The 25771-nt window shown below is 56.6% G+C and carries 23 protein-coding genes and 1 pseudogene; 13 read left to right on the top strand and 11 right to left on the bottom strand.

Annotation, left to right across the window (positions count from 1 at the left end):
* Positions 1-52: 52 nt before the first annotated feature.
* Positions 53-1261, bottom strand: coding sequence for an ATP-binding protein (locus DWZ22_RS02665; protein WP_117743330.1), 1209 nt, complete (start codon positions 1259-1261; stop codon positions 53-55).
* A gap of 252 nt (positions 1262-1513) precedes the next feature.
* On the opposite strand from DWZ22_RS02665, the gene DWZ22_RS02670 reads away from it, so the two are divergent.
* Positions 1514-3511, top strand: a complete 1998-nt coding sequence (locus DWZ22_RS02670; RefSeq protein ID WP_118099054.1) for a type IIA DNA topoisomerase subunit B — start codon at positions 1514-1516, stop codon at positions 3509-3511.
* 45 nt (positions 3512-3556) lie between these two features.
* Complete coding sequence (locus DWZ22_RS02675) at positions 3557-5797, top strand: DNA gyrase subunit A (protein WP_118405350.1); 2241 nt, start codon at positions 3557-3559, stop codon at positions 5795-5797.
* 90 nt (positions 5798-5887) lie between these two features.
* Here DWZ22_RS02675 and DWZ22_RS02680 read toward each other — a convergent pair whose 3' ends face one another.
* Both DWZ22_RS02680 and DWZ22_RS02690 read right to left on the bottom strand, forming a co-directional pair.
* Positions 5888-7096, bottom strand: a complete 1209-nt coding sequence (locus DWZ22_RS02680; RefSeq protein ID WP_118405351.1) for an ATP-binding protein — start codon at positions 7094-7096, stop codon at positions 5888-5890.
* A gap of 383 nt (positions 7097-7479) precedes the next feature.
* The gene (locus tag DWZ22_RS02690; RefSeq protein ID WP_118405352.1) at positions 7480-8010 is read right to left on the bottom strand and encodes a flavodoxin family protein; all 531 of its coding nucleotides are present in this window, start codon (positions 8008-8010) and stop codon (positions 7480-7482) included.
* Positions 8011-8297: 287 nt separating this feature from the next.
* Between DWZ22_RS02690 and DWZ22_RS02695 the strand changes: the two genes are divergently transcribed.
* Together DWZ22_RS02695 and DWZ22_RS02700 are read left to right on the top strand one after the other, a co-directional pair.
* Positions 8298-10031: a DUF262 domain-containing protein gene (locus DWZ22_RS02695; RefSeq protein ID WP_117734604.1), complete on the top strand. Its 1734-nt coding sequence runs from the start codon at positions 8298-8300 to the stop codon at positions 10029-10031.
* A gap of 9 nt (positions 10032-10040) precedes the next feature.
* Positions 10041-10385 (top strand): DUF6508 domain-containing protein, encoded by a 345-nt coding sequence (locus DWZ22_RS02700; protein ID WP_117734605.1) that lies wholly within the window; start codon positions 10041-10043, stop codon positions 10383-10385.
* A 224-nt stretch (positions 10386-10609) separates the two neighbouring features.
* On the opposite strand, the gene DWZ22_RS02705 is transcribed toward DWZ22_RS02700, so the two are convergent.
* Positions 10610-11047, bottom strand: coding sequence for a helix-turn-helix domain-containing protein (locus DWZ22_RS02705; RefSeq protein ID WP_117734606.1), 438 nt, complete (start codon positions 11045-11047; stop codon positions 10610-10612).
* Between the two features lie 189 nt (positions 11048-11236).
* Positions 11237-12292, bottom strand: a complete 1056-nt coding sequence (locus DWZ22_RS02710; RefSeq protein WP_117734607.1) for a YeiH family protein — start codon at positions 12290-12292, stop codon at positions 11237-11239.
* Between the two features lie 217 nt (positions 12293-12509).
* Here DWZ22_RS02710 and DWZ22_RS02715 point away from each other — a divergent pair, with 217 nt between their 5' ends.
* Complete coding sequence (locus DWZ22_RS02715; protein ID WP_117734608.1) at positions 12510-13400, top strand: LysR family transcriptional regulator; 891 nt, start codon at positions 12510-12512, stop codon at positions 13398-13400.
* 248 nt (positions 13401-13648) lie between these two features.
* Here the strand turns inward: DWZ22_RS02715 and DWZ22_RS02720 are convergent, their stop codons facing one another.
* The 4 genes and pseudogenes from DWZ22_RS02720 to DWZ22_RS02735 all read right to left on the bottom strand — a co-directional run bounded on the left by DWZ22_RS02720 (position 13649) and on the right by DWZ22_RS02735 (position 15594).
* Positions 13649-13897 carry a transposase gene (locus DWZ22_RS02720; protein ID WP_117794380.1) on the bottom strand — a complete coding sequence of 83 codons (249 nt, stop codon included), beginning with the start codon at positions 13895-13897 and terminating at the stop codon, positions 13649-13651.
* A gap of 195 nt (positions 13898-14092) precedes the next feature.
* Positions 14093-14308, bottom strand: coding sequence for a histidine kinase dimerization/phospho-acceptor domain-containing protein (locus DWZ22_RS02725; protein ID WP_006720091.1), 216 nt, complete (start codon positions 14306-14308; stop codon positions 14093-14095).
* A gap of 79 nt (positions 14309-14387) precedes the next feature.
* Positions 14388-15005: pseudogene (locus tag DWZ22_RS02730) on the bottom strand (GyrI-like domain-containing protein).
* A gap of 139 nt (positions 15006-15144) precedes the next feature.
* Positions 15145-15594, bottom strand: coding sequence for a hypothetical protein (locus tag DWZ22_RS02735; protein ID WP_117734610.1), 450 nt, complete (start codon positions 15592-15594; stop codon positions 15145-15147).
* Between the two features lie 794 nt (positions 15595-16388).
* On the opposite strand from DWZ22_RS02735, the gene DWZ22_RS02740 reads away from it, so the two are divergent.
* Positions 16389-17351: an Abi family protein gene (locus DWZ22_RS02740; protein ID WP_118405353.1), complete on the top strand. Its 963-nt coding sequence runs from the start codon at positions 16389-16391 to the stop codon at positions 17349-17351.
* A gap of 92 nt (positions 17352-17443) precedes the next feature.
* On the opposite strand, the gene DWZ22_RS10210 is transcribed toward DWZ22_RS02740, so the two are convergent.
* A complete protein-coding gene (locus DWZ22_RS10210; protein WP_158573289.1) occupies positions 17444-17587 on the bottom strand; it encodes a hypothetical protein in 144 nt (47 codons plus the stop codon).
* A gap of 377 nt (positions 17588-17964) precedes the next feature.
* Here DWZ22_RS10210 and DWZ22_RS02745 point away from each other — a divergent pair, with 377 nt between their 5' ends.
* The 6 genes from DWZ22_RS02745 to DWZ22_RS02780 all read left to right on the top strand — a co-directional run bounded on the left by DWZ22_RS02745 (position 17965) and on the right by DWZ22_RS02780 (position 22595).
* Positions 17965-18636 (top strand): DUF3800 domain-containing protein, encoded by a 672-nt coding sequence (locus DWZ22_RS02745; RefSeq protein ID WP_117794838.1) that lies wholly within the window; start codon positions 17965-17967, stop codon positions 18634-18636.
* Positions 18637-19027: 391 nt separating this feature from the next.
* Complete coding sequence (locus tag DWZ22_RS02750) at positions 19028-19411, top strand: cytidine deaminase (protein ID WP_117794797.1); 384 nt, start codon at positions 19028-19030, stop codon at positions 19409-19411.
* A complete protein-coding gene (locus tag DWZ22_RS02755) occupies positions 19402-20091 on the top strand; it encodes an MBL fold metallo-hydrolase (protein WP_117794796.1) in 690 nt (229 codons plus the stop codon). Before DWZ22_RS02750 ends, DWZ22_RS02755 begins: the two co-directional genes overlap by 10 nt.
* Before the next feature lie 292 nt (positions 20092-20383).
* Positions 20384-20638 (top strand): hypothetical protein, encoded by a 255-nt coding sequence (locus DWZ22_RS02760; RefSeq protein WP_118405354.1) that lies wholly within the window; start codon positions 20384-20386, stop codon positions 20636-20638.
* Positions 20639-21341: 703 nt separating this feature from the next.
* A complete protein-coding gene (locus tag DWZ22_RS02775) occupies positions 21342-21560 on the top strand; it encodes a helix-turn-helix domain-containing protein (RefSeq protein WP_118405356.1) in 219 nt (72 codons plus the stop codon).
* Between the two features lie 360 nt (positions 21561-21920).
* Entirely contained in the window at positions 21921-22595 is a 675-nt protein-coding gene (locus tag DWZ22_RS02780; protein ID WP_118405357.1) for a DUF3800 domain-containing protein, read from the top strand.
* 782 nt (positions 22596-23377) lie between these two features.
* On the opposite strand, the gene DWZ22_RS02785 is transcribed toward DWZ22_RS02780, so the two are convergent.
* Entirely contained in the window at positions 23378-23545 is a 168-nt protein-coding gene (locus DWZ22_RS02785) for a hypothetical protein (protein ID WP_157966984.1), read from the bottom strand.
* Between the two features lie 837 nt (positions 23546-24382).
* On the opposite strand from DWZ22_RS02785, the gene DWZ22_RS02790 reads away from it, so the two are divergent.
* On the top strand, positions 24383-25669 hold the full coding sequence (locus tag DWZ22_RS02790) for an MFS transporter (protein ID WP_118405358.1): 1287 nt from the start codon (positions 24383-24385) through the stop codon (positions 25667-25669).
* The last annotated feature ends 102 nt before the right edge of the window (positions 25670-25771 follow it).

Raw genomic sequence — 25771 nt, forward strand, 5'->3', positions numbered from 1 at the left:
AAACCGACTCGGTTTTGTCCGAGTAAACGCGAGCGTAAACTATCACTGTCCGCTATTCGACATCCGGCCCCTCCCCCATCAGCCATCGGGCGATGTCGACCACCTTAATCCCCTCATAATCAACAGCCTCGTGCTTTGTTCGCGCAATGACCATTTTGGGATACGCATCACGTATCGCAAGCAGGGGTGCCACTTCGCGTTCAAAAGTCTCCTGACGCGAAATGTCATCGCTAACTTGGATATACACTCGCTCATCGCGACGAATTGCCACGAAGTCGATTTCCTTCTTATAAAGCACCCCGACATAGATTTCCCAACCGCGTCTTAGGAGCTCTATGGCGACCATATTTTCATATACGTGCCCGAAGTCGAGCTTTTTAGTGCCCAGTTTTGCGTATCTGATTGCATGATCCGATAAATAGTATTTATCACCCGAAGTGAGGTACTTTTTACCGCCTACGTCATAGCGGCGCACTCGATAGAACGCAAAGGCCTGGCATAAATATCCGAGGTACTGGGCGAGCGTTGCCACGGAAACGCGTGTTCCGGCAGCATCCAGCGCAGCCACAATCCCGCTAACAGAAGATATGTTACCGATATTGTCCATTAGGAAATCGCATGCACGTTCTAGCTGCACCTTGTTACGAACCCCATGCTTTTCTTCCACATCACGCAAAACCAAGACATCTAGCACGTTCGCAATATATCGATAGCGAGCTCGCTCGCTAGGATACAAATATGAGCCAGGCATTCCGCCCTCTCTCAAATATCGGTCAAGCGCTTCGTCCGGGTTATGAATTTCGTGATATGTCGAAAACTCAAGCAAGGAAAACGGAAATACTTCAACCTCATATGTCCGCCCGCGAAAAAGCGTCGCCAAATCACTCGAAAGCAAGAAAGCGTTGGAGCCAGTAACGTAGATATCGTATCTTCCCGATGCATGAAGGCTATTGACCGCTTTTTCGAACCCAACGCAGGTTTGCACCTCATCGATCATCACAATGTTATCGAGGCCCTCGCAATAGCCTTCCTCAACGTAGCGATGCAATGCTCGATAATCCGTTAGTTCCTCGAATTCGAGGAGATTGAAATTGATGCGGATAATATTGGCATCGGGGTCGGCCTCACGAAAGCGATCAGCAAGAGCTTCCAGTAGAACAGATTTGCCGCACCTACGAATGCCGGTAATAACCTTGATGTCCGGCGTTCCCTTAGCGCCAAGAAGCGCTTCCATATATTGAGGACGTTCGATAATCTTCATATCTTCACCGTTCTATTAAATAAAAGCTCTCTTGATTCGTTTTCGTTTAATATATGTCTTATTCTACTAAATGAAATCAAATAACTCTTGATTTCATTCAGCTATTTCTCCCAATAAAGTAACATCAATCAATATACCACGAACGATTGTTCGATGGATTTCGTGTTGGGTGGAATCGTCTGTGGGCTGGGCTATGCTACTTTGACTATCTATATGACTTAAACGCAGCAAAGGAGCACCGAGAGAGCGAGTATGGCAAAAAACACCGCAAACTATGGTAACGACAGTATCCGCCAGCTCAAGGACGAGGAGCGCGTACGCCTGCGCCCCGCCGTCATCTTTGGCTCGGACGGACTCGACGGTTGTGCGCATGCCGCCTTCGAGATCCTGTCCAACGCCGTTGACGAGGCGCGCCAGGGCTACGGCAAGCTCATCACCCTCACCGCTTTTCGCGATGGCTCTATTCAGGTAGAGGACAACGGCCGTGGCTGCCCGCTCGACTGGAACCCCTCCGAGAAGCGCTTTAACTGGGAGCTCGTCTTTTGCGAGCTCTACGCCGGCGGCAAGTACAACAACAACCAGGGCGGCGACTACGACTTCTCGCTCGGCACCAACGGCCTGGGCTCGTGCGCGACCCAGTACGCCTCCGAGTACATGGACGTCACCGTCTGGCGCGACGGCAACAAGTACTCCCTGCACTTTAAGAAGGGCAAGGTTGTCGGCGCCAAGAAGAAGGCACTCGAGATTGAGCCCAGCGACGAGAACCGCACCGGCACCACTATCAAGTGGCGCCCCGATCTTGAGGTCTTTACCTCGATCAGCATTCCCCACGACTGGTATCGCGAGACCATGCGCCGCCAGGCCGTGGTCAACGCCAACGTGACCTTCCGCCTGCGCATTGAGGGTGACGATGGCGAGTTTTCCGAAGAGGATTTTTGCTATCCCAAGGGCATCGAGGACTACGTGCTTGAGAAGGTCGGTACCGACTACCTTACCGAGCCCTTCTTTATTGAGGCCGATCGTCGCGGTCGCGATCGCGAGGACCTGCCCGATTACAACGTAAAAATCACTGCTTGCATGTGCTTCTCGCGCACTTTCATGATGCAGGAGTACTACCACAACTCATCATGGCTCGAGAACGGCGGCTCGCCCGAGAAGGCCGCGCGCAGTGCTCTGACCAGCGCCATCGATGCCTACATTAAGGGCCAAGGCAAGTACAACAAAAACGAGAGCGGCATTAAGTGGCAAGACGTTCAGGACTGTCTGGTACTGGTGACCAACTGCTTCTCCACTCAGACGTCCTACGAAAACCAGACCAAGAAGGCCATCAATAACCGCTTTATCCAGCAGGCCATGACGGCATTCTTTAAGGAGCGCCTCTCGACCTACTTGATCGAGAACAAAGACGCCGCCAACAAGATCATGGAGCAGGTACTCATCAACAAGCGCTCGCGCGAGAACGCCGAGAAGACGCGTCAGAGCATTAAGACCAATCTGCAGCAGAAGACCGACATGGCCAACCGCGTGCAGAAGTTCATCGACTGCCGTTCCAAGGACAAGAACCGTCGCGAGATCTACATCGTAGAGGGCGACTCGGCAGCAGGCGCCATCCGCACGTCGCGCGATGCCGAGTTCCAGGGCGTTATGCCCGTCCGAGGCAAGATCCTCAACTGCCTGAAGGAGGATTATCCGCGCATCTTTAAGTCCGACATCATCATGGACCTCATGCGCGTGCTGGGCTGCGGCGTGGAGATCAAGGACAAGCGCATCAAGAACCTTGGTGCCTTCGACTTGGACAACCTCAACTGGAACAAGGTCATCATCTGTACGGATGCCGACGTCGACGGTTATCACATCCGCACACTCGTGCTCACCATGCTCTACCGCCTGGTGCCCACGCTTATCGACGAGGGGTACGTGTATATCGCCGAGTCGCCGCTCTACGAGATCAACTGCAAAGAGAAAACCTACTTTGCCTACACCGAACTCGAGAAAAACGGCATCCTCAAAGAGATTGGCGACCAGAAGTGTTCCATCAACCGCTCCAAGGGTCTTGGTGAAAACGATCCGGACATGATGTGGCTCACCACCATGAACCCCGAAACGCGCCGCCTGATCAAGGTGGAGTCCGAGGACGTCACCAAGATGGAAACCATGTTCAACCTGTTGCTGGGCAACGACGAGGCGGGCCGTAAGCGCCATATCTCCGAGCACGGCAAGGAATACCTGGACCAGCTAGATCTGCAGTAGCAGCAAATCAATAACGACGGCCCATAAGAAGTTCAAGAGGAAATCGTGGCAAAGAAGAAGACGAAGAACCAGCCAAAGAAAAAGCAGGTCAACGCCGAGAACGTCATCGGCCTGCACTCCGAGGTCACCGACCAGCCGATCACGCAGACGCTCGAGGTCAACTACATGCCCTACGCCATGAGCGTTAACGTGTCGCGTGCGTTCCCCGAGATCGATGGCTTTAAGCCCTCGCACCGCAAGCTACTCTACACCATGTACAAGATGGGCCTGCTCAAGGGCGAGCGCCAGAAGAGCGCCAACATCGTGGGCCAGACCATGAAGCTCAACCCGCACGGCGACGGCGCGATCTACGAGACGATGGTGCGCCTGGCTACCGGCAACGAAGCGCTGCTTGCCCCCTTCGTGGAGTCAAAGGGCAACTTTGGCAAGTACTATTCGGGCGACCTGAGCTACGCCGCCTCGCGTTATACCGAGGCCAAACTCGCGCCCATCAGCGCCGAGATCTTCAAGGACATCGACAAGGACCCGGTCGACTTTGTTGACAGCTACGACGGTGCCATGAAGGAGCCGCGCCTGCTGCCCACCACGTTCCCCAACATCCTCGTCTCGGCCAATAAGGGCATCGGCGTCGCCATGGCATCCGACATCTGCGGCTTCAACCTCAACGAGGTCTGCACCGCCACGATGCACTACTTGCAGGACCCCGACTGCGACCTGCTCGAGTACATGCCCATGCCCGATTTCTCGACCGGCGGTGAGATCATCTACCGCCGCGAGGAGATGGAGAAGATCGTCGAGACCGGCCTTGGCAGCTTCCAGATTCGCTCCCGCTGGCGCTGGATTCCCGAAGAGCGCATCATCGAGGTCTACGAGATTCCCTACACCACCAAGACCGATGTCATCATCGAGCGCATCGTCAAGCTCTCCAAAGAGGGCAAAGTCAAAGAGATCGCCGACATCCGCGACGAGACCGACCTTTCGGGCCTGCGCATCGCAATCGACCTTAAGCGCGGTGTCGACCCCGATAAGCTCATGGCGAAGCTCTACCGCTCAACCACGCTGCAGGACTCGTTCTCGTGCAACTTCAACGTGCTGGTCGACGGCTACCCCCGCGTTATGGGCGTGCGCCAGATCCTGCACGAGTGGGTCGCATGGCGCATTCAGTCCACGCGTCGCCGCATTAACTTTGACCTGGGCAAAAAGTCCGAGCGCCTGCACCTGCTGCACGGCCTCGAGGCGATCCTGCTCGACATCGACAAGGCCATCGCCATCATTCGCGGCACCAAGCTCGAGGCCGAGGTCGTGCCCAACCTTATGAAGGGTTTCGACATCGACGAGACCCAGGCCGAGTTTGTTGCCGAGCTTAAGCTCCGCAACATCAACGAGGAGTACATCCTCAACCGCACCAAGGACATCGCAAAACTCGAGGGCGAGATTACCGAGCTCGAGGAGATCCTCTCCAGCGAGGAGAACATCAAGAAGGTCATCAGCGACGAGCTGGCCGCGGTCAACAAGAAGTACGTGATGCCGCGCCGCACGGGCAGGATCGAGCCCCATGAGGTTATCGAAGTAAGCTTGGAGCCCGAGGTCGAGGAGTACCCGGTCACTATCATGCTCTCGCGCGATGGCTACCTTAAGAAGATGACGGACCGCGTGCTCAAGAAGGCGACCACACTCAAGTACAAGGACGGCGACAAACCCTTTATCGAGTTCCCGTCCTCCAACACTCACGAGCTGCTGGTCTTTACCAACAAGAGCCAGGTATACAAGTGCAAGGTTGCGGCGTTTGAGGATACCAAGTCGGCCCAGCTGGGCTCATACCTGCCGACCGACCTCGAAATGGAACCCGACGAGAGCGTGCTCTGGGTCATCGACCCCGAGGATTACAAAGCCGACGTACTGTTTGTCTTTGAGAACGGCCGCGTGGTGCGCGTCGCACTTGCCGGATACGTCACCAAGACCAACCGCAAGCGCCTTAAGAACGCCATCTACGGCGGCAGTAAGCTGCTGTATGCGCAGGTGCTCAAGGAAGATCGCGACATCGCGCTGGTCTCGAGCGACTATCGTTTGATGAACTTCAACACGTCGCTGCTTAAGACCAAGACGACCACCAACACGCAGGGCGTCCAGGCTTTCACGGCCAAGAAGGGCCGCTCGGTCACCACCGTCGGCACGACCGAAGAGATTCTTGGTGCCGGTGTCTCGGCCGAAAAGTTCACTGCGCAGAGCCTCCCCTCTGCCGGTGCCCTCATGAAGGAAAACGACATGCCGAGCCTGTTTGACTAAAACAACGGCAGAACCGCCATAAGCTCTTAAAACGGTGGGGCCCGGAACGCAGCAACATCGCGCTCCGGGCCCCGCTCGTTGCAACGTATATCATATGCCCCACACGGGAATCGCTTGGACATCCTTGGTAATAAGGTATGGATCCGGGGTTTGGCAGACAACGTGTCCAAACCCAATTTCATAGCCGGTCAGACCCTCGAGACAGGAAAAATTCTTCACCGCATCTTTGCCCACCGTGGCCGACATCTTCACCTCGACGGGATGGAGAATATGGCCCTCTTGGATGAGCAAATCAATTTCGCGCTTCTTTTGGTCTCGATAGAACCATACGTCGCGAAGGCTCTTCCCCGTGTTCATAAAGCTCTTCAAAATTTCCGAGACAACGAACGTCTCAAATATATGCCCCGCCGCGGCCCCATTGCGCAATTGCTCCGGCGTTATCCACCTCGTTAGATGACAAACAAGACCTGTATCCATAAAGAATATCTTAGGGGTCTTGGTCAGACGCTTATCGACATTAGGCCAAAAGGGCTCGACAATCCGAACGATGTTCGACGCCTGCAAAACCGAGAGCCAAGCCTTCACCGTCTTACGGTCGACGTCAACGGTGTTTCCAATATCGGTGGCATTTAACAGTTGCCCCGTTCTCGCTGCGCACGCGACCATAAAGCTGTAGAACTTCGCCTCATCCTTTACGTTTACAAGATCGCGAACATCGCGTTCGAGATATGAGGCAACGTAGTCGGAATAATAGGAGTCCCAATCGATAGTTGGGTCTTGCAGTTCGGGCATCGAACCCCTATGGATGATGTTCCAAATATTTCCCGAAGACATCTTAGAGGCCAAGGAAACCTTTTTGGGGATATACGGACGAGGGCCCTGGGGACCACCAACGAGTTCGCGCAAGCTTAAAGAGGGCATCTCCAGAATTCTAATCCTCCCCGCCAAGGATTCGCTCACCCCTTTCATAAGGTGATATGTCTGGGATCCCGTGAGGACGATTCGGCCCTTCTCCTCTGATTGATCGACAACCCACTTCACCGGAGAAAAAAGCTCAGGCACTCGCTGAATCTCATCAATGATGATCGGCAGATCATGAGACTCGAAAAACAGGGCGGCGTCCTCTTTTGCAAGAAGATAATCCCGCGGGTTCTCCATCGAAACATAGTCGAATCGGTCGCCTAGATGTTGCTTGAGAACCGTCGTCTTCCCAACTTGGCGCGCTCCGGTCACCAAGACAACTTTTCCCTGTCCCAGCATCGAATCTATCGTCTGTTCAATTTCGCGCTCGATGTACATACAATCGCCTCCCGTTATGGAGTCTATTATCTCGTACAAACGTTAATTGGTCAAAATCGGGAGCGCTACTCCTGCTTTTCACTCACAGTCTTCTGCCCGATTCTGGCCCCAGCAGGGTCTCAGAAATTGCCAAGCGTATGGGCGTCGCCAGCAACTACGCAAGCCAATACAAACGCCGCCTCCTCGAGGACGGCGTTATCGGGGAACGTGGACGTGGCCTCGTCGGCTTCGACATCCCCGCGTTCAGGGAATTCTTGAACGAGAAGGTCTCCTGGCGCGCCAAGATTGTCCGCAAGGACTTCAATGCATGGCAATCAGCAATCCTCTTGGTAAGGACAGCAAGCATTTCCACTAGTGTTGATTGCCATGCGCTCTTCGAGCCCTTAGGCGAGCTTGCGAGCGAGCTCTCGCACCTCTTCCAGCTTGGGCGAGGAGGCCATGCTGTCGCGCTCGGTCATGCCGCTAATGGTGACAATGCCCTGGTCCTCCCACTTGCAGTACGCGCAGGCTGACTTGTACATAGCGATCGCCGCATCATAGACGCCCTCGCTGTGGCTATCGAGCAAAAGAGCCGTCTTGGTGAACGGGAATCCCGTGGCACCGAAGGCGTACAGGCGGTCGATGGCGGCCTTCTCCTGCGCAGTGATATCAAACCAGTAGATAGGCGAAGCGAAGACGACCATGTTGGCATCTTTCAGCGACTCGATCACGTCGGTCATGTCATCCTTCTGCACACAGGTGCCCTCATGGGTAAAGCAGTACTGGCATCCCAGGCAACCGGCGATCTTTTTGCTGGCAACGCGGATGACCTTGACCGTATGGCCGGCCTCGCGCGCGGTCTCGGCAAACGCCTCGACCATGGTGTCGGTATTGGCGCCCTTACGCGGGCTGCCGCTCAATATAACGATATTCATAGGAATCTCCCTCCTTCATGCCGCAGGCGCACGGCATGTTTTCTTGTAACCAAAACGAATGGAGCTATTCAATCGTCTGTAGACCGCATCTCTCGTTCGTGCCCTCCAAAGAAGGTGCAAGCAGAAGCATCACGGGCATTGATCAGCGCCGATATGGATCACGACATGAAACCGTAAGGGTTGGCCAGAGGTTGCTAGATTCAATAACTCTCAGCAATGGAGCGAATGACGACTTCGGCGATATAATCCGTGTCATCTTGATTGTTCCTGCGCGGAAGGTACAGCTCATGTCCAAGCTCAACATCGACCAGCGATCGATTCGCGATCTTCTCACCGATAAGCGATCAGACTTCCTCATCCCCGACTACCAGAGGCCCTACGCCTGGGGCGAGGATGAATGCGCAACGCTGTGGGATGACCTGTTCTCGTTCGCTTTTCCAGGCGATGACTACGAGCGTTTCGACAGCGAAAACGACGAATACTTTCTAGGGCCCATCGTCACCTTTAAGAACCTCTCTGGCCAACTTGAGATCATTGACGGCCAGCAGCGCCTCACCACCATCATGCTGCTGCTCCGCGCGTTCTACGACAAGTTCACCAACATGAAGGATAAGCAGTCTGTGAAGATGCGCGAGGCAATCGCCCGTTGTGTATGGAAAACCGACGAGTTCGACGAGCCCGACATGGAGCGCCTCAAGATCGACTCCGAGGTTGCATCGGACAACGACAAGAATGAATTCCTCGAGATTTTACGAGAGGGCAACGTAGGCGATGGCTGGAAGAGCGCTTATGCCCGCAACTTCGCTTTCTTCCAGAGGAAAATTGAACAACTGGTGAGCGAGTGGCCCACCTACACCGTCTACATGGCCACACGCGTCATCAACAATGTGATACTGTTACCCATTGAAGCGGAGTCGCAGGACACCGCGCTACGCATCTTCTCGACTCTAAACGACCGAGGGTTGCCTCTCTCGGATGCCGACATCTTCAAGAGCCAGTTCTACAAGCATTATTCCGACACGGGGCGCAAGGACGAGTTCATCCGTCGCTGGAAGGCGCTCGAGGAGGGAGCGAACGCTATCTTCCGGCCCATGCGCGGTACACCAACCGATGAGCTATTTACGCGCTATATGTACTACCGCCGCGCGAAGAAAGGCATCCGCGACACGACCACCGCATCGTTGCGCGACTTCTTCGGTGCCGATGGCTACGCCATGCTCAAGGAGGACGCCACGCTCGACGATCTCGAGGCGCTGCTCGGCTTCTGGAAACGCGTCGACGCGCAGGAAGGGTTCAGCGAGCGCGTGCTCCGCAGGCTCTTCGTGCTGAACTACGCCCCCAACGGCATGTGGACCTATCTGCTAAGCGTCTGGTTCCTTGCCAACCGCGACAGCAAAAGTGTCCTCGATGACGAGGCACTCTACGGCTTTCTAAACAAGATCACGGCATTCGTTCTCGCCTACGCCATTGAGCGTCCCGGCGTAAATGCGCTGCGTTCGCCAGTGTATCCCGAGATGATCAACATCGTGGAGCACCGCCCGGTGGAGTTTCCCAACCACCACTTCAATCGCGCAAATATTGCTGAGCGATTCCGAACCTACGTGTTCACCAACGGCAGGCCTGTAACGAAGTCCATGCTCACTTGGTGGGCGTACGCAGACCCAGATCAACCACTCATGGACCTAGACACTACGCTCGAAATTGAGCACATCTATGCCAAGAAGCGCAACGAGGTAGACCCGCTCGTCGACCAATCCAACCTGGAGGCGCTGGGTAACAAGGCGCTGCTCGAGAAGCGTGTAAACATCCGCGCGGCCGACTACAGATTCTGCGATAAACGCAAGTACTATGAGGGATACACCGACGGCAATGGCAAGCGCAAAGCCGGAACAAAGATCGCGGAACTCAAGCGCCTGACACAAGTCATGGGAGACTTCACCGAAATAGACATCGCGACTCGCACGGCTCAGATCATCGATGCCTTCGTGGACTACCTGGGCGACAACGGACTTTTGAGCTAAGGAGCGAACATGTTCGAAAGACTAACCAAGCACGCTGGCAAGCTGGAGGACAGAAACATGAATGTCGAGCTTGGGGGCGGGACGCTCGGACTCGAGGATTTCGTCGACGATTTCTATGAACTGGACGGGTTCGCGGACACCAGCTACTTCGAGACGCTTGAACGCCATGGCATCGACACCTCGGAAGGCATAGACAGCTGCGACATCGACCATGGGGACATTGACCTGATACGTGCATGCATCACGTGGTGCGTTCGTGGCGACCGCTTCTGCGACGGACTCCTTGCCGCGCAAGCCAGGAGCGGGTTTCTGGACCGCTGCCTCTTCCGGCTGAAGGAGCTCGACGAGGGCTGAACGGCGGCCACGAAGACGTCTGGCGCTGCGACAGCACAGCGATGCGACAATGCCATGCCGTCGCACTCCGTCATGCCACCAAATCAAAAGCGGAACCATCGCTCAATCTTGAGATGCATTGACCAAAGGCTCACGTTTCTACCGAGAAGTCGAGAGCGCGGGGCACACTGTGGCGCTTTATCCTCAGCTCATAGCTGCACTGCTTACTTAAAATGAACCCGTGGTCAAGATGAACTACGAGAATCATAGCGGGCGGATACCGCCCGTATGCCCCCTTCGGAATAGGCGGGCTCGCCGGCGTTCACGGCACGGTAGATGGTGGAGAAGCTCACGACGCAGCGCCCGCCGCGCTCGAGGCGGGACCTGCCGTCTATCTGCTCGGGCGACCGGCGGTCGTCGACGATGCGCCTGCGCACCTCGGCCGCGAGGGCCGGGTCGGAGAGCCTCTTGCGGGGCCTGCAGGCCTTGCGGCGGGCGTCGGAGCGCGACTGGGCGGCGATGGCCCCGTAGCGCCCGTTCCGGCCGTTCCTGGCGATCTCCCTGCTCACCGTGGACTTGTTCCTGCCTATCGCAGCGGCGATAGCCGAGACCCCCTCATGCCTCGCGTGCATCTCCGCTATCCTGTCGCGCTCCTCGGCGCTAAGATGCCTGTAGCGGCGCATGTCCCCTCGCTCCGACGTTGACCTAGACAGCCAACATCGTAGCCCCCGGGAGTGCGCCACGCTCGTGAGCAGGCCCCATGCCGTTGCACTCAGAATGCTAATCCGCCGCCCTAAAAAACGCCTCGAAACCCCTTCTGAGATTTCGAGGCGCAGAACGCGCGATGCTTTTTTCCTTTTAAAGACAATAGCCTACCAAATGCCAAGCAGATGCTGCATGCCCAGGCTCACCAGAGCGATGCCGATCCAGCAGCACAGACCCATAAAGATGGGTTTGCCGCCCGTCTTAACCAGCTTGACTATATTGGTGTTGAAACCAATCGCCGCCATAGCCATAACAATGAAGAACTTGGAGAGCTCCTTTATGGGCGCGGTCACGCCCGCAGGTAGCGCGAAGACCGTGGTGATCACGCTGGCAAGCACAAAGAAGAGGATAAAGAAGGGGAAGATCTTCTTGATATCGAACGTGCCCGCAGCTTCGCCGCCCTCGCCGTTCGCGGCGGCGCGCTTGGCCTTGTGAACCTGCCAAAATGCCAGCGCCAGCGTGATGGGGATGATGGCGAGCGTGCGGGTGAGCTTCACAATGGTCGCCTCGTCCAACGTATTGGCGCCAGGGTGTATGCCGTCCCACGCGGCAGCGGCGGCGGTTACGGACGAGGTGTCGTTGACGGCGGTGCCGGCAAACAGGCCAAAGCCCTCGTTTGAAAGGCCAAGCATGCCGCCAAGAGCCGGGAAAATAAGCGCGGCGATGATGTTGAACAAGAAGATGACGCTGATGGCCTGCGCGATCTCCTCATCGTCCGCATCGATAACCGGAGCGGTCGCCGCGATTGCCGAGCCGCCGCAGATTGACGACCCCACGCCCACCAGAGTGGAAATCTTGGTGGGGATCTTGAGGGCGCGATGCAGGGCGAAAGAAATCACCAGCGACGTGGTGATAGTCGCCACGATAATGGGCAGCGAACGGGCGCCCACGCGCGCGATCTGGGAAAGGTTGAGGCCAAAGCCCAACAGGATAACCGCGTACTGCAAGATCTTCTTAGAGGTGAACTTGATACCGGGCGCAAACGGCAACGCCGCGTCGTCCTTAATAAACAGCGCCAGCACCATACCGATGAGGATGGCGAAGACCGGCCCGCCGATCACGTCGAAGCGCTTGCCCAAAAACCATGCCGGCAGAGCGATAAGCAGGCATAGCGCCACGCCCCTCCAGCTATCTTGAACCTTGTCCCACGTTCTTTCCGCCATATCTTCTTCCTCTCTATACGCGCCGTCCCTGCATGCGCGGAACCGCTCCGCCGCCTACGACATAAACCCAAATCTCTCTCGGCAAACAGCCAAGATTGAATGCATAGCGATAGTACTACCTTGGCTTATAATTCTTTTCACCCTATTGGTTATCACTCTATAAGTATTTGTTATATATGGACGATGTTATAGATGATTCTTGAGCATAGGAGTCAACGTGCTGGATTACCGCACCCATACGTTCTTGACGGTCTGCAGGCTGGGCAGCTTCACGCAGGCGGCAGCGGAGCTCCATATCACCCAGCCCGCCGTATCGCAGCATATCCGGCAGCTCGAGGCGCATTACGGGTGCGCCCTCTTCCACAAGGGCGGCCGGCGCGGCGAGCTCACGCAAGCGGGGGCGATGCTGTTTCGAGCGCTCGAAACAATGGAGAACGATGAGACGAGGCTCAAGGCGCAAGCGAAAGCCCTAACGCTGGAGCAGCCCGCCAAGGCTCCCCTGCGTTTTGGCTGCACGCGCACCATCTGCGACTATTGGATTCCCCGCGTACTCGCCCGCCATATGGCAAAACATCCCGACGAGATGGTGCAGATGAGCGTTGGCAACACGCAGGAGCTTGTGGAAGGCCTGGAGGCCGGTACTATTGATTTCGCCTTGGTAGAAGGATCCTTTAACAGGGCCCTCTTCGACTCCGCCCCGGTATCGCGCGAGCGCTATGTAGCTGTTGGGAGCGCAGATGAGTTCGACGCGTCCTATAAGCCGGTATCCATGGCCAGCCTACTCGACCGCAGGCTCATCCTACGCGAAGCGGGGTCGGGCACGCGCGAGATCCTAGAGAAGCACCTCGCCGCGCGCGACCTCGATCTTGACGACTTCGCAGGCACGTTCGAGGTCGCCAGCATCCCCGCCATCAAGCTGTGCGTCCGGGCGGGGACTGGCATTACGTTTTTGTACCGCGCAGCGGTTGAGCGCGAGCTCGATCAGGGCGAGCTGCGCGACATCACCCCAAGCGACTTCTTTGTCGAGCACGACTTTCGCCTGATCTGGCAACGTGGCAGCCTCGCTGCGCGCCGCTACCAGGAAATCGCCCGCTCCTGGAGGCGATAAAGCCCGCAGTGCCCGCGCACGTACACAGGCAGAAGCCCGGCTCCGCGCCAAAAACGGCCTCCGATGGCGCCTAAAAACCAAAATCGACCTCCAGTGGCAAAAACCAACGCCAAAACAGGCCTCCGATGACACTTTTACCATTGCCATCGGAGGTCGATTTTGGCAAGCTGCAGGTAGAGACGTCGCTCATTTTTATGGCAAGCGCTCGTATTTGCCACCGAAGGCCAAAAATGGGCTCTTCGACGTTTCTAGTGGGTAGCGCATGTCAGCTTCTTCTGGGCCGTGAAGTCCAGGCGGCCCAGCCGGAGGAAGATTATCGTCCTGAAATAGGCGATGCTCCTGAAGCCCCTTGCAGCGCTGCGGACCGACTGGACGACGGGGTTCAGCCCTTCCAGGAACGAGTTTGTGGAGCCCCTCTTCCACCAGTTCAGGATGCCCTCCCGCTCCTTCCTGAGCGTCCTCGCCACGGTCTTCATCTCCCTGACATTGGAGTGCATCTGGCCTCCACGCCGCCTCCGAGGCCGCGAGCGCCCATGGGGGTTCCGTCTCGCTCGCCAACAGCCCCTCGGGCGGCGCGGTGGCCACCATCGCGGTCCCCCTGTGCGGGGCCTGACGACTCAGGCCCTCACACCGGCGTGTCTCGCAATCAAACGCTTCCCGGATAATAATGCCCGTTGCAGGGCTCGCCCTGGCTAGTCGCCGCCCATGTGCATGAGCATGTCAGCAATGCGAGTCGCCATCTCGTCCGCCGCTGCACGGATGTTGGCGACCCAGGACGCAAGGCCGGTCTGATCGGATGCCTCCGCTTCAAGCACGTCGTAGTTCGCGGTCACCGCCATGAGCGGGGTGACGAGGTCGTGCGAGGCGGTGCAAACGAACGCGCGCTCCCGCGCCTCGGCCTCCGCCACCGGTCGCAGGGCACGTCCCGCTGCCGCCCACGCCACGGCGAGCGCCCAAAAGCCGAAGCGATCGGCGTCACTCGCTTCGCTAAATCAACTTTATGGGATGACGGATCACGGTCTTGAGCTTCTCCGGCGCGCACTTGCGCGGGTCGGAGAGGTAAATCTCGTGATGCAGACAGGCTTCGGAGAAGTCGGGGGCGTAGCCCCGTTCCGCTGCAAATGTGCGCATGGCGTCTATGGTCGCCGGTTCGTCGTTGTAAGGCCCGGTATGCATGCGCTGAATGCAAAGACCCTCGTCGACCCTCAGCAGCTCGACCGACGAGAAGTCCAGCTTCTTCTTGGCAGCGGCTTCCGAGACGGCCCAGTCGAAGTCCTCGCGAGTGACGAAATCGGGCAGGCGGATGCATGAGATGAGGTTGAAGTCGTCCTTCCGCGCGTAATCGATCCCGCCATCGGTGTGGTCTTGCCACCAGAAGCCCTCGAGCGGAGGCACGACGAAGTCGAAATAGCCTTCGATCTCTCGCGGGCCGTTTTTCGACATCTTGATGGTATAGGCGACGCCATAGGGCATCGGCAACGCGTTCTGCTACGCGCCGCCTTCGGCATTGGGATCGCCCTTGCCCCGCACGGCAACGTAGCTCATAGACGGAACGATCAGAAAGCTCGGCTTGTCAGGCGGTTTGCCCGCGATGTTGTAGCGCACCGTAGACGCTGATGGAGATGGCTGCGCGCAGGCACGAGTGCGCCGCCGCACCTCATAGCCTGTTTCTCGGGTATTTGGGGCGCGCGGCGTTCAAAAATGTGAAGCGGTTCCGCATGGCTCGGGATTGAGCCGAGGTGCCCTACTTCTCGCCCTCCAGCAGGCCCACGATGCGGTCGATGTCGACGGCGAAGCGGGGCCTTCCTTCGCGCTCGTAGCGGTCGAGGTACGCCTGGCACTCGGAGACAATGCGCTTGGTGTTGCCGTCGATGATGCGCTGGAGCGTCTCGTAGTAGGCCGAGCCCTCGGTCCTGAAGCGACGCTGGTAGGACTTGGTTATGGGGAACATCTTGATGTAGTGGATGCCGTGGCGGCAGCCGGGGCGCGTCGTGGGGCGGGGTGGCAACGCAAAGTACTGGTCTTTGGGCACGTTGGGGGCGATGTTGGAACGCAGCGGCACGGCGAAGTCCCTGCGCTTCCCGCGGAAACGCAGCCTCACCACCACGATGCAGGGGAGATTGTGCTTAAGCATGAGCTCGCGGTCGCCCTCGACGAGGTCGAAGAAGTCCTGGGAGATGGATACGATCTTCATCGGTTACGCCCCCTTCATACGAAGCGGGGCCCGCATCGCTGCAGGCCCCTACAGGTGGGCGATATTCTACGCCTTGCGGCACCCCGTCGCCCACGGAGGTTAAACGTACACGTAAGCCGTACTCTGAAAGCCGCGGCTTCCGGCAAGTAGTTTATACCACGAAAGGTTGCTTTCAATGCGCATAGCTCGCAAAACAACACTCGCTGGGCCGCCACCCCTGGCAGTTACCCACCAATCTTCATTGGAGTCAGCAGGTCAATTCATATAGTTATGGGGGTGCATCCTAAAGGAAATCCAATTTATACCCCCATAACTAAGGTATTTTCTATTCCCACTCGATGGCTTCGGTTCTGTCGTCCCGTCATTCCAGTTGCACCCAGTTTTCGGCATCGACACGGAACGCGTGCCGCCGAATGACGCGATGTCGCGTTTCGTCGGCTTCGTGGACAAAAGTTGGGACAACCTCAAAACTTTTTTTCAAACTCAGGGCATTGAGTTTTTGTTTTTGTCCCAAAGGAGCTTCCGGCCGTGATTCGGGTGCCCGATTGGGCGGAATCGCCCGTTTCTGAAACTCAACCGCAGCATCACGCGCAAGCCACTCGCAACAACTGCAAATGATTGGTCGCGGGCGGCTTCCAACGCGATTCCAAAGCCGCAGGTCAGGCGACTGCGCTGCTGACAGGGAAAGGGAGTCGTATCAGGCGGCTTGCCCATGAGTCGACGATGAGGCCTCCATCGAATGTCGAGAACATGCTGGTAAAATAGGCAATACTTTTTATGACAGGAGACCGAGCATGGCCGAACCCCACGATAGGAAGCCGATCCTCACGATCGAGCAGCAGATAGAGCACCTCAAGCAGAAGGGCGTAGCCTTCGAGCTGTGTTCCGAGGAAGAGGCCGCGGACTACCTGCGTGACAAGTGCAACTTCTTCAAGCTCGCATCCTACCGCAAACTCTTCTCGAAATACGAGGGAGGCCCGCGCGACGGCCGCTACGTAGACCTCGACTTCGGCCAGCTGCGCCTGCTCGCGGCGCTCGACCAGGAGCTGCGCCACGCCCTGCTCGGCATGACGCTCGACATCGAGCATTTCCAGAAGGTGACACTGCTTCGCGAGATGGAGGACCGCGGAGAGGACGGCTACGCCATCGTGGCGGACTATATGGCATCGCTTACCACTGCAAACAGGGAGTACCGCCTGCGCGAGCTCAAGATGAGCGGCCGCAGCCCCTACAGCTCGAGCCTCTACGCGAAGTACTCCGGCGACATGCCCGCCTGGGCCTTCCTTGAGCTCACCTCGTTCGGCACCCTCATCGACTTCGTGCGCTTCTGCGCCAGGCGATGGGACGACAGGCGCCTCGAGGCCTCCCACTACGACCTCAAGCGCGTGAAGTCCGTCCGCAACTGCGCCGCGCACGGCTCGTGCCTGATCAACTGCTTCGCCGAGAGGGGCGCCGCCCGGGGCTCGGCGTCCAGCGGTGTCTCCCGAAGGGTCGCCGCCGTGGGAATTCCCAAGGCGACCAGGAGGAAGTGGATGGGGAATACGGCCATGCAGGAGGTCGCGACCGTGCTCGTGGCGCACTCCGGCTTGGTACCCGAGGGCTCCTCGCGCTCGCGCGCCGCATCCGAGCTCGCCGAGATGTTCGCCAGGGCCGACGGCGAAACCGAGGCGCTGCCCGACAAGGGGCCCGACGCCGCAGCTCGCTCCGCGCTCGAGTTTCTTCGCAGGTTGACAGAATCGCTCGGGTTGGTAGAATAGCCTGCAGATAGCAAAACCTTCACGGTTTTAGGGGCGGACTTGCGCAAGCGACTCTGCCCTATTTTTTTACGCTTCAGGCATGCGCAGCGGGGCTAGAAGAACCACTTGCAGTAGAGACCGCCCTGGAATATCGCATGGCAGACCGTCAGCACGAGCAGGCCCACTTCGAGCCATTTGGGGAAGGGGTCCTCTTCTCGGTTTGTGGAGCCCCGATCGGGCCAGTCTGGAGAATACACGTCGCCGTACTCGTCGCCCCCCGCCGGCCTCGTCGGCCAGGAGGGCGAGCGCCTCGTCTAATTCCCCCACGGGTGTCCCCCCCGTCGAACCCGACCTGGAAGATGCTGGTACAATACCGCAGACGGCCGGCTCCGGCTATCTTCCGCCGCACCAGGCGGATACGGGCAGGATGGACGCCGGCAAGGCCTACGCCCTTCGCAAGGGCATGGCGAACCTGGATAGGAGAATCTGAGCTCCCATCAACTTTACGCCGTCAACGCTTCGAGCTCCCTTGAATTTTCAGGCAGTACATGATATAAGGTAATTGGTTTTCCGTTAGGAAGGCTTCCAAGTGCCGGGGACGTTTTCCCCGGCTTTTTTCTTATTCAGGAAAACAATGCGAGAACTCAGCATCTTCGTCGACGAGTCGGGAAGCGACGGCCTCTCCGACCGCCACTACCTGCTTACCATCGTCATGCACGACCAATCCGAGAGCATCGCGGATTCGATCGCGGCATACGAGGGCGCCCTTCGCGCCAAGGGGCTCCCGGACATACCCTTCCATGCGTCGCCGCTCATGAACGGCAAGGACCAGTACTCCGGACTCGACCTGAGAACGCGCAAGATGCTGCTCGGCTCGTTCCGAGTCTTCTTCCGCCACATGCCCGTGAAGTACCATACCTTCGCATACGCGACCAAACAGTTCGCCTCGCTCGACAAGCTCGCGGGGACGATGCGGAGGGACCTCGTGAACTTCCTGTTCGACAACCTCGCGGAGCTGCAATCCTACGATATGGTCAAGGTCTACTACGACAACGGCCGGCACTCCATCGCCGAGTCCCTCCATCGCGCGGTCGAGTACGCGCTGTCGAAGGACGCCGTCGTCTACCGGTCGGCGCAGCCCTCCGAGTACCGGCTTTCGCAGGCGGCAGACTACATCTGCACCATGGAGCTCACGGCGATCAAATACACGGAGCATGCGGCCACCGCGACGGACGAGAAGTTCTTCGGCAAATGGTCCGATTTCAAGAAGGGCATACTGAAGGAGACGCGCAAGAAGCTCGTCTAGAGAGGCAATCAGCCCTTGGCGGAGCGTTTACCGACAATGGGGTCTGTCACGCGCGGAGGGTTGATAGATGTCACTTAGCTGCATAATAGGCTCCAGTTAGAAACCCTCAGGTTCGCGGGGCGGAATTGCGAAAGCGATTCCGCCTTTTTCCGAAATTACGAAGCAGTATCAGAGGGCTATAAAGCCGCATTGGAGGCAGCTATTTCGCGATTGGGCTCGAAGAGCTACAGGCAATGAGACGACTCCAATCGGCCAGATTCAACGAGGAAACCACCAAGCAGTTTCAAGTACTGGCAAAAAAAGATGATGGAACAAGCGGAGGAATAGATATATAAATACTTAAATATTGAAACAACTTACAACATAATAAACCACAAATAAAGAGGTAATGATGAGAGATTTATATGATATTGCCACAGATACAATCAATCCCATTAAATTAAAGAAAAATGGGAAGGCGGGCCATGTGGCTTGTGCTTTGGAAACGGTAAGCGGTGCTGTTTATACAGGCATATGTATTGATGTGCCCTGTTCTATTGGTATGTGTGCAGAACAGGCAGCTATTGCTGAGATGTTGAAGAACGGGGAAACGAAGATCAAAAAAATTGTAGCTGTCTATGAAGATGGCAGCATCCTGCCGCCTTGTGGGAGATGCAGAGAATTGATTTCACAGTTAGACATAGAAAACGAAAATGCGATTGTTGCCATTGATAACGGCAGAGAAGTTACATTAAAAGACTTATTGCCCGAAAGGTGGGACAAAAAATGGGATTGAATCAATTAACCAACCGAATCTATTTTTTAGAACATGATCCCGAAGTGGACAGACCAATATTAGCCTATCTCAAAGGAGATAAATTCTCTCTGGCAGTCGACGCCGGATATTCGGCTTCTCATGTTCAGGATTTTTACAGGGCAATTGAAGTGGAACATTTTAACAAGCCGGATTTTACGGTTATCACACACTGGCATTATGACCACACCTTTGGGATGCACGCCATCAATGGAATCAGTATTGCCCACGACAGGACAAACGGGTTTCTCAAAGACCAGCAGAAACAGGCAGTGGACCCCAGCTATATCGAAATCCTGAAAAAAGAAGATGTTCATTTTAGGAAAGAATATTACGGACAGGATAAACTGACCATTGTGCTGTCTGATGTATCTTTTTCCGATAAGTTAACCTTGGACTTAGGTGGCATCACTGCTCAGATTTTTCATACGGTTTCGCCGCATTCAGAAGATACTGTTTGTGTTTATGTACCGGAAGAAAAAGTTCTTTTTTTAGGGGATTCTACCAGTGAGGATTTCTTTAATGATGGATATATGGACAAGGACAAGTTAAAATCTTTGATGTGTATGATTCAATCAACAGATTGCAAGTATTGTATTCTTAGTCACTGTGAACCGCTTGTGAAAGAAGATTTGCTCTGCTATTTGGAAAGCATACTCTAGATGCGCTCGCGCGTATCATAAAACGTCATCAAGCGGTTGTTAATAGAATCAACCTTGATGCCCGCATCGCCAACAAAGTCGAAGAGGCTGTTACTAAGCGCGAAACCGCCCAAAGCCAAATTGTCGGTGACGCACAAAAGGCCCAAGGTGAGTACCGGCGTTCAATAGACCGTATCGGCAATTCAATAGCAAGGGCCGTTATGTGCGAGCAGCGTCTACGAGACTTCGCTTTTGATTTTGAGTCCACGCCAATTGATCCAAGGACGAATCCTGTTGGGGAGCTGCAATTTGTTTGCAGCTTGGGGTCAGTGAAATCACGCCGAAATTACTCGCTTCACTTATCGACGGCCTGATCGGAAAGAGCAAGTCCATCGATACCCTCACTTCTAGCTACGAGACCGTCATCGATGCCATCAACAATTACCCAGATGACGAGGAAGCTCCCCTGTCGGTGCTCACCTCTAAGTTTGAAAATGCGCTCGACGCAAAGCTAAAACCCGCTAAATCAATCATTCGCGAGGGCGATGTTAGTGTCGGAAAAATTTAGCCAAATATAGTCGGCCGAGATTGACCAATCCCGGCCGACCCATTTTGGCCAACACGCCCGCATCTATGACTTTCCTATCGCATTCCTACATCCCCTCGGGCTGGATCCCCCTCACCTTCACCGCCTGGGGGACGGCCTCCACCGAGTACGTGTCGAGCCCCCTGCCGCGGTAGCTCGGGCCCCGCATCACGAACACCGACGCCTTGTCGAGCAGCCTGTCGAGGGCGGCGTGTTGGCGCCACCAGCGTAGTGGCGGCGGGGAGGCACGGTGGCCATTATTCGGTGACCGGGATTGGTCAAAATCGGTTGACTATTAGCGGCTAAAATCGCCCGGCGCTAACAGCGATGACGCCTACGATGAGCTCTCGCAGGGATATAACGCGCAGATGTATTTCGCCCTCATGGCCGACAACAGCATGGGAGACGGCATTTATATCGTCGACCAGCCAGAGGATCAAATTTCGCAGAAGGCAATCAGGGAGTCCGTGCTAAGAGAGTTCCGAGCTATAGCCGGTTCGCGGCTAAGGCACGCGGCTCATGGCCGTTTCGTGGAGGCCCGACCAGCTCGACCCACCTCGACCCATCTCCACTCGCGCCGTGCTCACTAATCGCCATCAGCCGGTTCAATCGTCGCGCAGACGAAAAGGCACACGGTGTCGTGCGGTGTCCTCGCGCGGTGCCGCACGGGAAGATTGGAGGAACCATGGCACGCACAGTTGAATGCGCCGCGCCCAAGGACGACCAGAATCGCGACGAATGGATGACGGTGATCGAGATGCAGGAGTACATGAGGGCGGGCCGAAACAAGACGTACGACCTCATCTGGTCGGGGGAGATCGACTCGTACAGGCTCGGCAGGAAGCTCCTGGTTTCGAGGGCGTCCGTGGACGCCTACATCGAGTCGAGGAGCGGCCGGAAATGACGGCGGCGACCGCCCCGGGAGCCGCCCGCGGCCGGGCACGTGAGGGAGCCTCGAGACGAAAGGAGCTCAGGCACGCCTTCGTGGATGGTGTCACTGCGCCTCTGAATCAGGTTCGGACAGACAAAGGCAAGCTTCGGGTTGTTATCGCAAGCCAGCTCCGACGATCAATTCTCGTGTTCCGTAATCTTGAAGAAGCTGCAAATCTATTTCAGGGGCACTATCAACAGCAGCTTCATCCCGCTCCCCTCTTGTATTCACTGTCAGCGCATGCTATAAGGTTGTTGGTGGCTCATTGAGCTACCTCCAAGTGCCGGGGGAGTCCCCCGGCTATTTTTTTATCCATTCCATTAGGAGTCCCCATTGGCCAAGGAGCTCAGCATCTTTGTCGACGAGAGCGGCGACCGCGGCGGCAAAGCTCGCTACTACCTGCTCACACTCGTCTTTCACGATCAGGCAGACAGTATCGCCGAAGCGGTCACGGGCTATGAGTCAAAACTCGCCAGGGCCGACCTCCCCAATATCCCGTTCCACTCCGAGCCCCTCATGAACGGGCGCAAGGATTATGAGTTTCTTAACATCGAGCAGCGCAAGGTGATGCTCGCCTACTTCTCCTCGTTCGTCCGCAAACTTCCCATTTCCTATATCACGTTCGTCTACCGCCGCAGCCAGTTCGAAGACCCGGCAAGGCTAATGGAGCGCATGGGGCGCGACATCTCCTCCGCCATGATTGAACACCTGGGCTTCTTCCAGTCCTTCGACGATGTGAAGGTCTATTACGACAACGGTCAGGACATTGTCAAGCAGGCGCTCGACCGCTCGGTGGGCAAAATCCTCTCAAAAGGGGTCGTCCGACGCCGCAAGACCTCGATGACCGACTACCGCCTCGAGCAAGTGGCGGATTACCTCTGCGCTATCGAACTTGCCTTGGTCAAGTACGAAGCCAAGGAGAACGGTGAGACGTACAACAAGTTCTTCGGAGGTATAGGCCCTTTCAAGAGGAACTGGCTCAAGCAAGCCCGCAGCAAGCGGATATAGCTGGTCTCGCGGTTTCGCAAGGAACGGTCAGCTCTCCTCTGGCGGGGAACTCCGGGCGACGTGCTTCGAGCAGCGGAAGCTGAAGCGCAAGCAGAAGCAGCGCGGGCAATGATCGATGCCGACATCGGCTCAGACGTGAACAGTGCTACGCTCCCTGTTCACGGGGCGCGAAACCGCAAAGGTTGCACAGAGGTTGCAAAATAAGAAGCCTCCGACCTGTTGTCGCAGTTCGGAGGCTTGAAATCAACGAATATCGCTTATTCCCACTCGGTGGTTATAGTTTTGCCGTCTCGTCACTCCAGTTGCACCCAGTTTTCGGCGGCATCTCGAAGTGAGTGCCGCTGAATGACGCGACGTCGCGTTTCATCGGCTTCGGGGACAAAAGCTGGGACAACTTCAAAAACCATTTTCAAACTCAGAGTATTGAGTTTTTATTTTTGTCCCAAGGGGCACGGAGAGCCGCCTTTGGAGGCTCGATATCGCCGAAAAACGCCCGTTTTGAAACTCAACCGCCTTTGAGCCTGCAAACCACCAGCTTCAACAGTAAGTGAGTCGACGCGGGTGGCTTACGAGCCGTTCACAAAACCGCAGGCCACAGGTCTTTGTCAACGATAAGCAAAGTGAATAGTCTCAGGTGGCTTGCCCATGAGTTGGCGTAAGCCTGTTTAGCAAAAGGCTAATCGGACACGACAGGCCGCCCGCATGGCGACGGCGTTTCCCGTGCGGGCACAAACAGCCCTGCGTGCCCTGTCGCGCGATATCCCAATGCGACGTTCAGAACCCTACCCGCCAAGCAGCCACCTCGCGAAATTCAGCACGAGCACGCCCTCCCGGGTATGGGGCTCATGCCTCGTGCGAGTGATGAGAATCTTCGGGAATGCATCCCCGATGGATAGAATCGGCGCAATCTCCCTCTCGAGCGTCGAATCGGCGCCGATATCGTCGCTCACATACACTTTCCTTCCCGGTTTCGAAACTTGGAAGGCAGTATGCGCAAGGATGCGTCGAGGTGCGATCCCAGTCGTACCATGCCAGCAGAGATGTCGAGGCACATTCGTTCATGCTGCAATGCGGGCATCGGAGATGAAAAACAGCCCGTCGGGTAGTCATGGGCGTGCGGGAGCCCGCATCAGTAACCTGCCTCCTCGGTTGTCCCTTCTTTGCATGGTCGTCTACATAAAGGAGGAACCAGCCATGCAGATCAGCATGCTTGCCCTTCTTGGGTCACGGACCGGGGAGGCGAGGGCCTCCGTCGGGACCGCCCCGAGCAACCGGCATATCCAAGGAATGACAAGGCTCGATCGCTGTGCTGGTCAGGATGCCGAAGCGGGCCGTCCGCCAATCGGAATGCGGGTCAGGATGCTGCAACGTGATTCCAGCTGCAGGATACGGCTCCTTTGCGGTTGCCGCAAAACCTGCTGGCAACATTCTTACTATCCGAATGATGTACGCATCCCTTGGGATCGTTTCGCCTGACCAGGGCCATCTTCAGCGCCTCATCGGCCAGCTCGGCAGGCGCCTCTTCCACGCGTAATAGCCCTGGCGGGTCACCTATGCAACCAAAGATACAAAAGGAATCGAATGGCCAGAGAGGATTGCCCTTTCCGATGGTCGATTCTTGACAGGCAAACTCAAGCCTCGTTAATATTACATGGTTTGCCAGACCGAATTAACAAAGGAGGGGTGTCGTGGTTGGTCTTTTCCGCACGTGGATGAGCGCCTAGAAAGCGGCGCTGTTGTGGCGTCGCGCTGTTTTTCTGCACGCCATTTCACGATTGGACATAACCATGATATTTGAAACCTCTCGGCGCAGGTCTGTTTCGCTGTGCCATTCATGGCAATTTAAGATTTGTTTCGTATGGGGCGGGGAGCTCGTGTCGACATTGACGAGCTTGATTCTCCAAATGGGTCTCATTTGGCATATCGCCCTCACGACAGAATCATCTTCCCTCCTCTCCCTGGCATCGTTAGCAGGCTTTCTGCCGATTGCTTTGTTCGGAGTCCTTGCGGGCGCCGTTGTCGACAGGCTGCCTTTGAAACGTGTTCTCATCGGCGCCGACCTCTTCGTTGCCGCGGTGGGCGCCGCCTTGGCGATTGCCTCGTTGGCCGGCAGCTTACCTGCGTGGTCAATACTCATCGCCCTGTTTCTCCGCGCAGCTGGCACTTCGTTCTACACGCCGGCCTCCCAATCCCTCACGCCCCATCTCGCCCCGCCAGAGCATCTCGTTCGCCTGTCGGGAGTGATGCAGGCGATTCAGTCCGCCGGATACATTCTTGGCGCCGCGCTCGCGGCAGTGATTTATCCTGTGGCGGGCATTACCGCCATGATTGCCCTCGACGTGCTGGGGGCGCTTTTCGCTTCTCTAGCTGTCCTCGCCGCTCAGATAGACGCAGGAGGACTCGACGAAGCCGACCGCAGCTCGTCCTTTTCCAATAAAGTTCGAGAACTTTTCTCTGAGATTTCGGACGGCTACAAGCTGATCAGGGGATACAGGGGGCTGTTCGCCCTTCTTTGGTGCGGGTTCGTCTTCGCTTTCGCGTTCTCCCCACTCGCGGCATTGTTCCCAATAATGACCTTGGGACATTTTGGCGGTAGCACGGGGGATGCTGCTTTGGTGGAGGTCCTTTTCTCCGCAGGCATGCTGGCTGGGTCCGGCATTTTGGCGGCCACGGGAGGGTTCCGCAATAAGTCGCTCACCATGGTCGCCGCGATCGCCGGCTTCGGCGTCGTCGCAATCGCATCCGGATTGCTCGGCCCGTCGCTGTTCGCCGTTTTCCTACCGGCGAGCTTTCTTATGGGCGCATGCTCCCCGTTGTACGCGGGAACCCAGACTGCCCTTATGCAGGAGCAGATACCTCCTGAGTACCTAGGCCGCGTTTTCGGCCTCTACGGAACCATCATGGCGTGGGCCATGCCCATGGGCCTCGCGGCCCCCTCCGTTTTTGCGGATCTGCTTGGAGCTCCGTTATGGTTCGTCGGCTCTGGAGCGACCATGGTACTGCTTGCGATGGCTATGCTGCTTGCTCCGAGCGTCCGAAACGTGGGGAAAAGAGATACCGGGCGGATTCAATAGCCCAAGTATTCGAAAAAAAGAGGCGGCAGCCATCGGTTCACGCGTCAGCCTTCAAGCCCTTGCGACGACGAGGTATTGCGCCGACATCCCACATCGCGCTCC

The sequence above is a fragment of the Collinsella sp. AF31-11 genome (assembly GCF_003475605.1).
GTDB lineage: Bacteria > Actinomycetota > Coriobacteriia > Coriobacteriales > Coriobacteriaceae > Collinsella.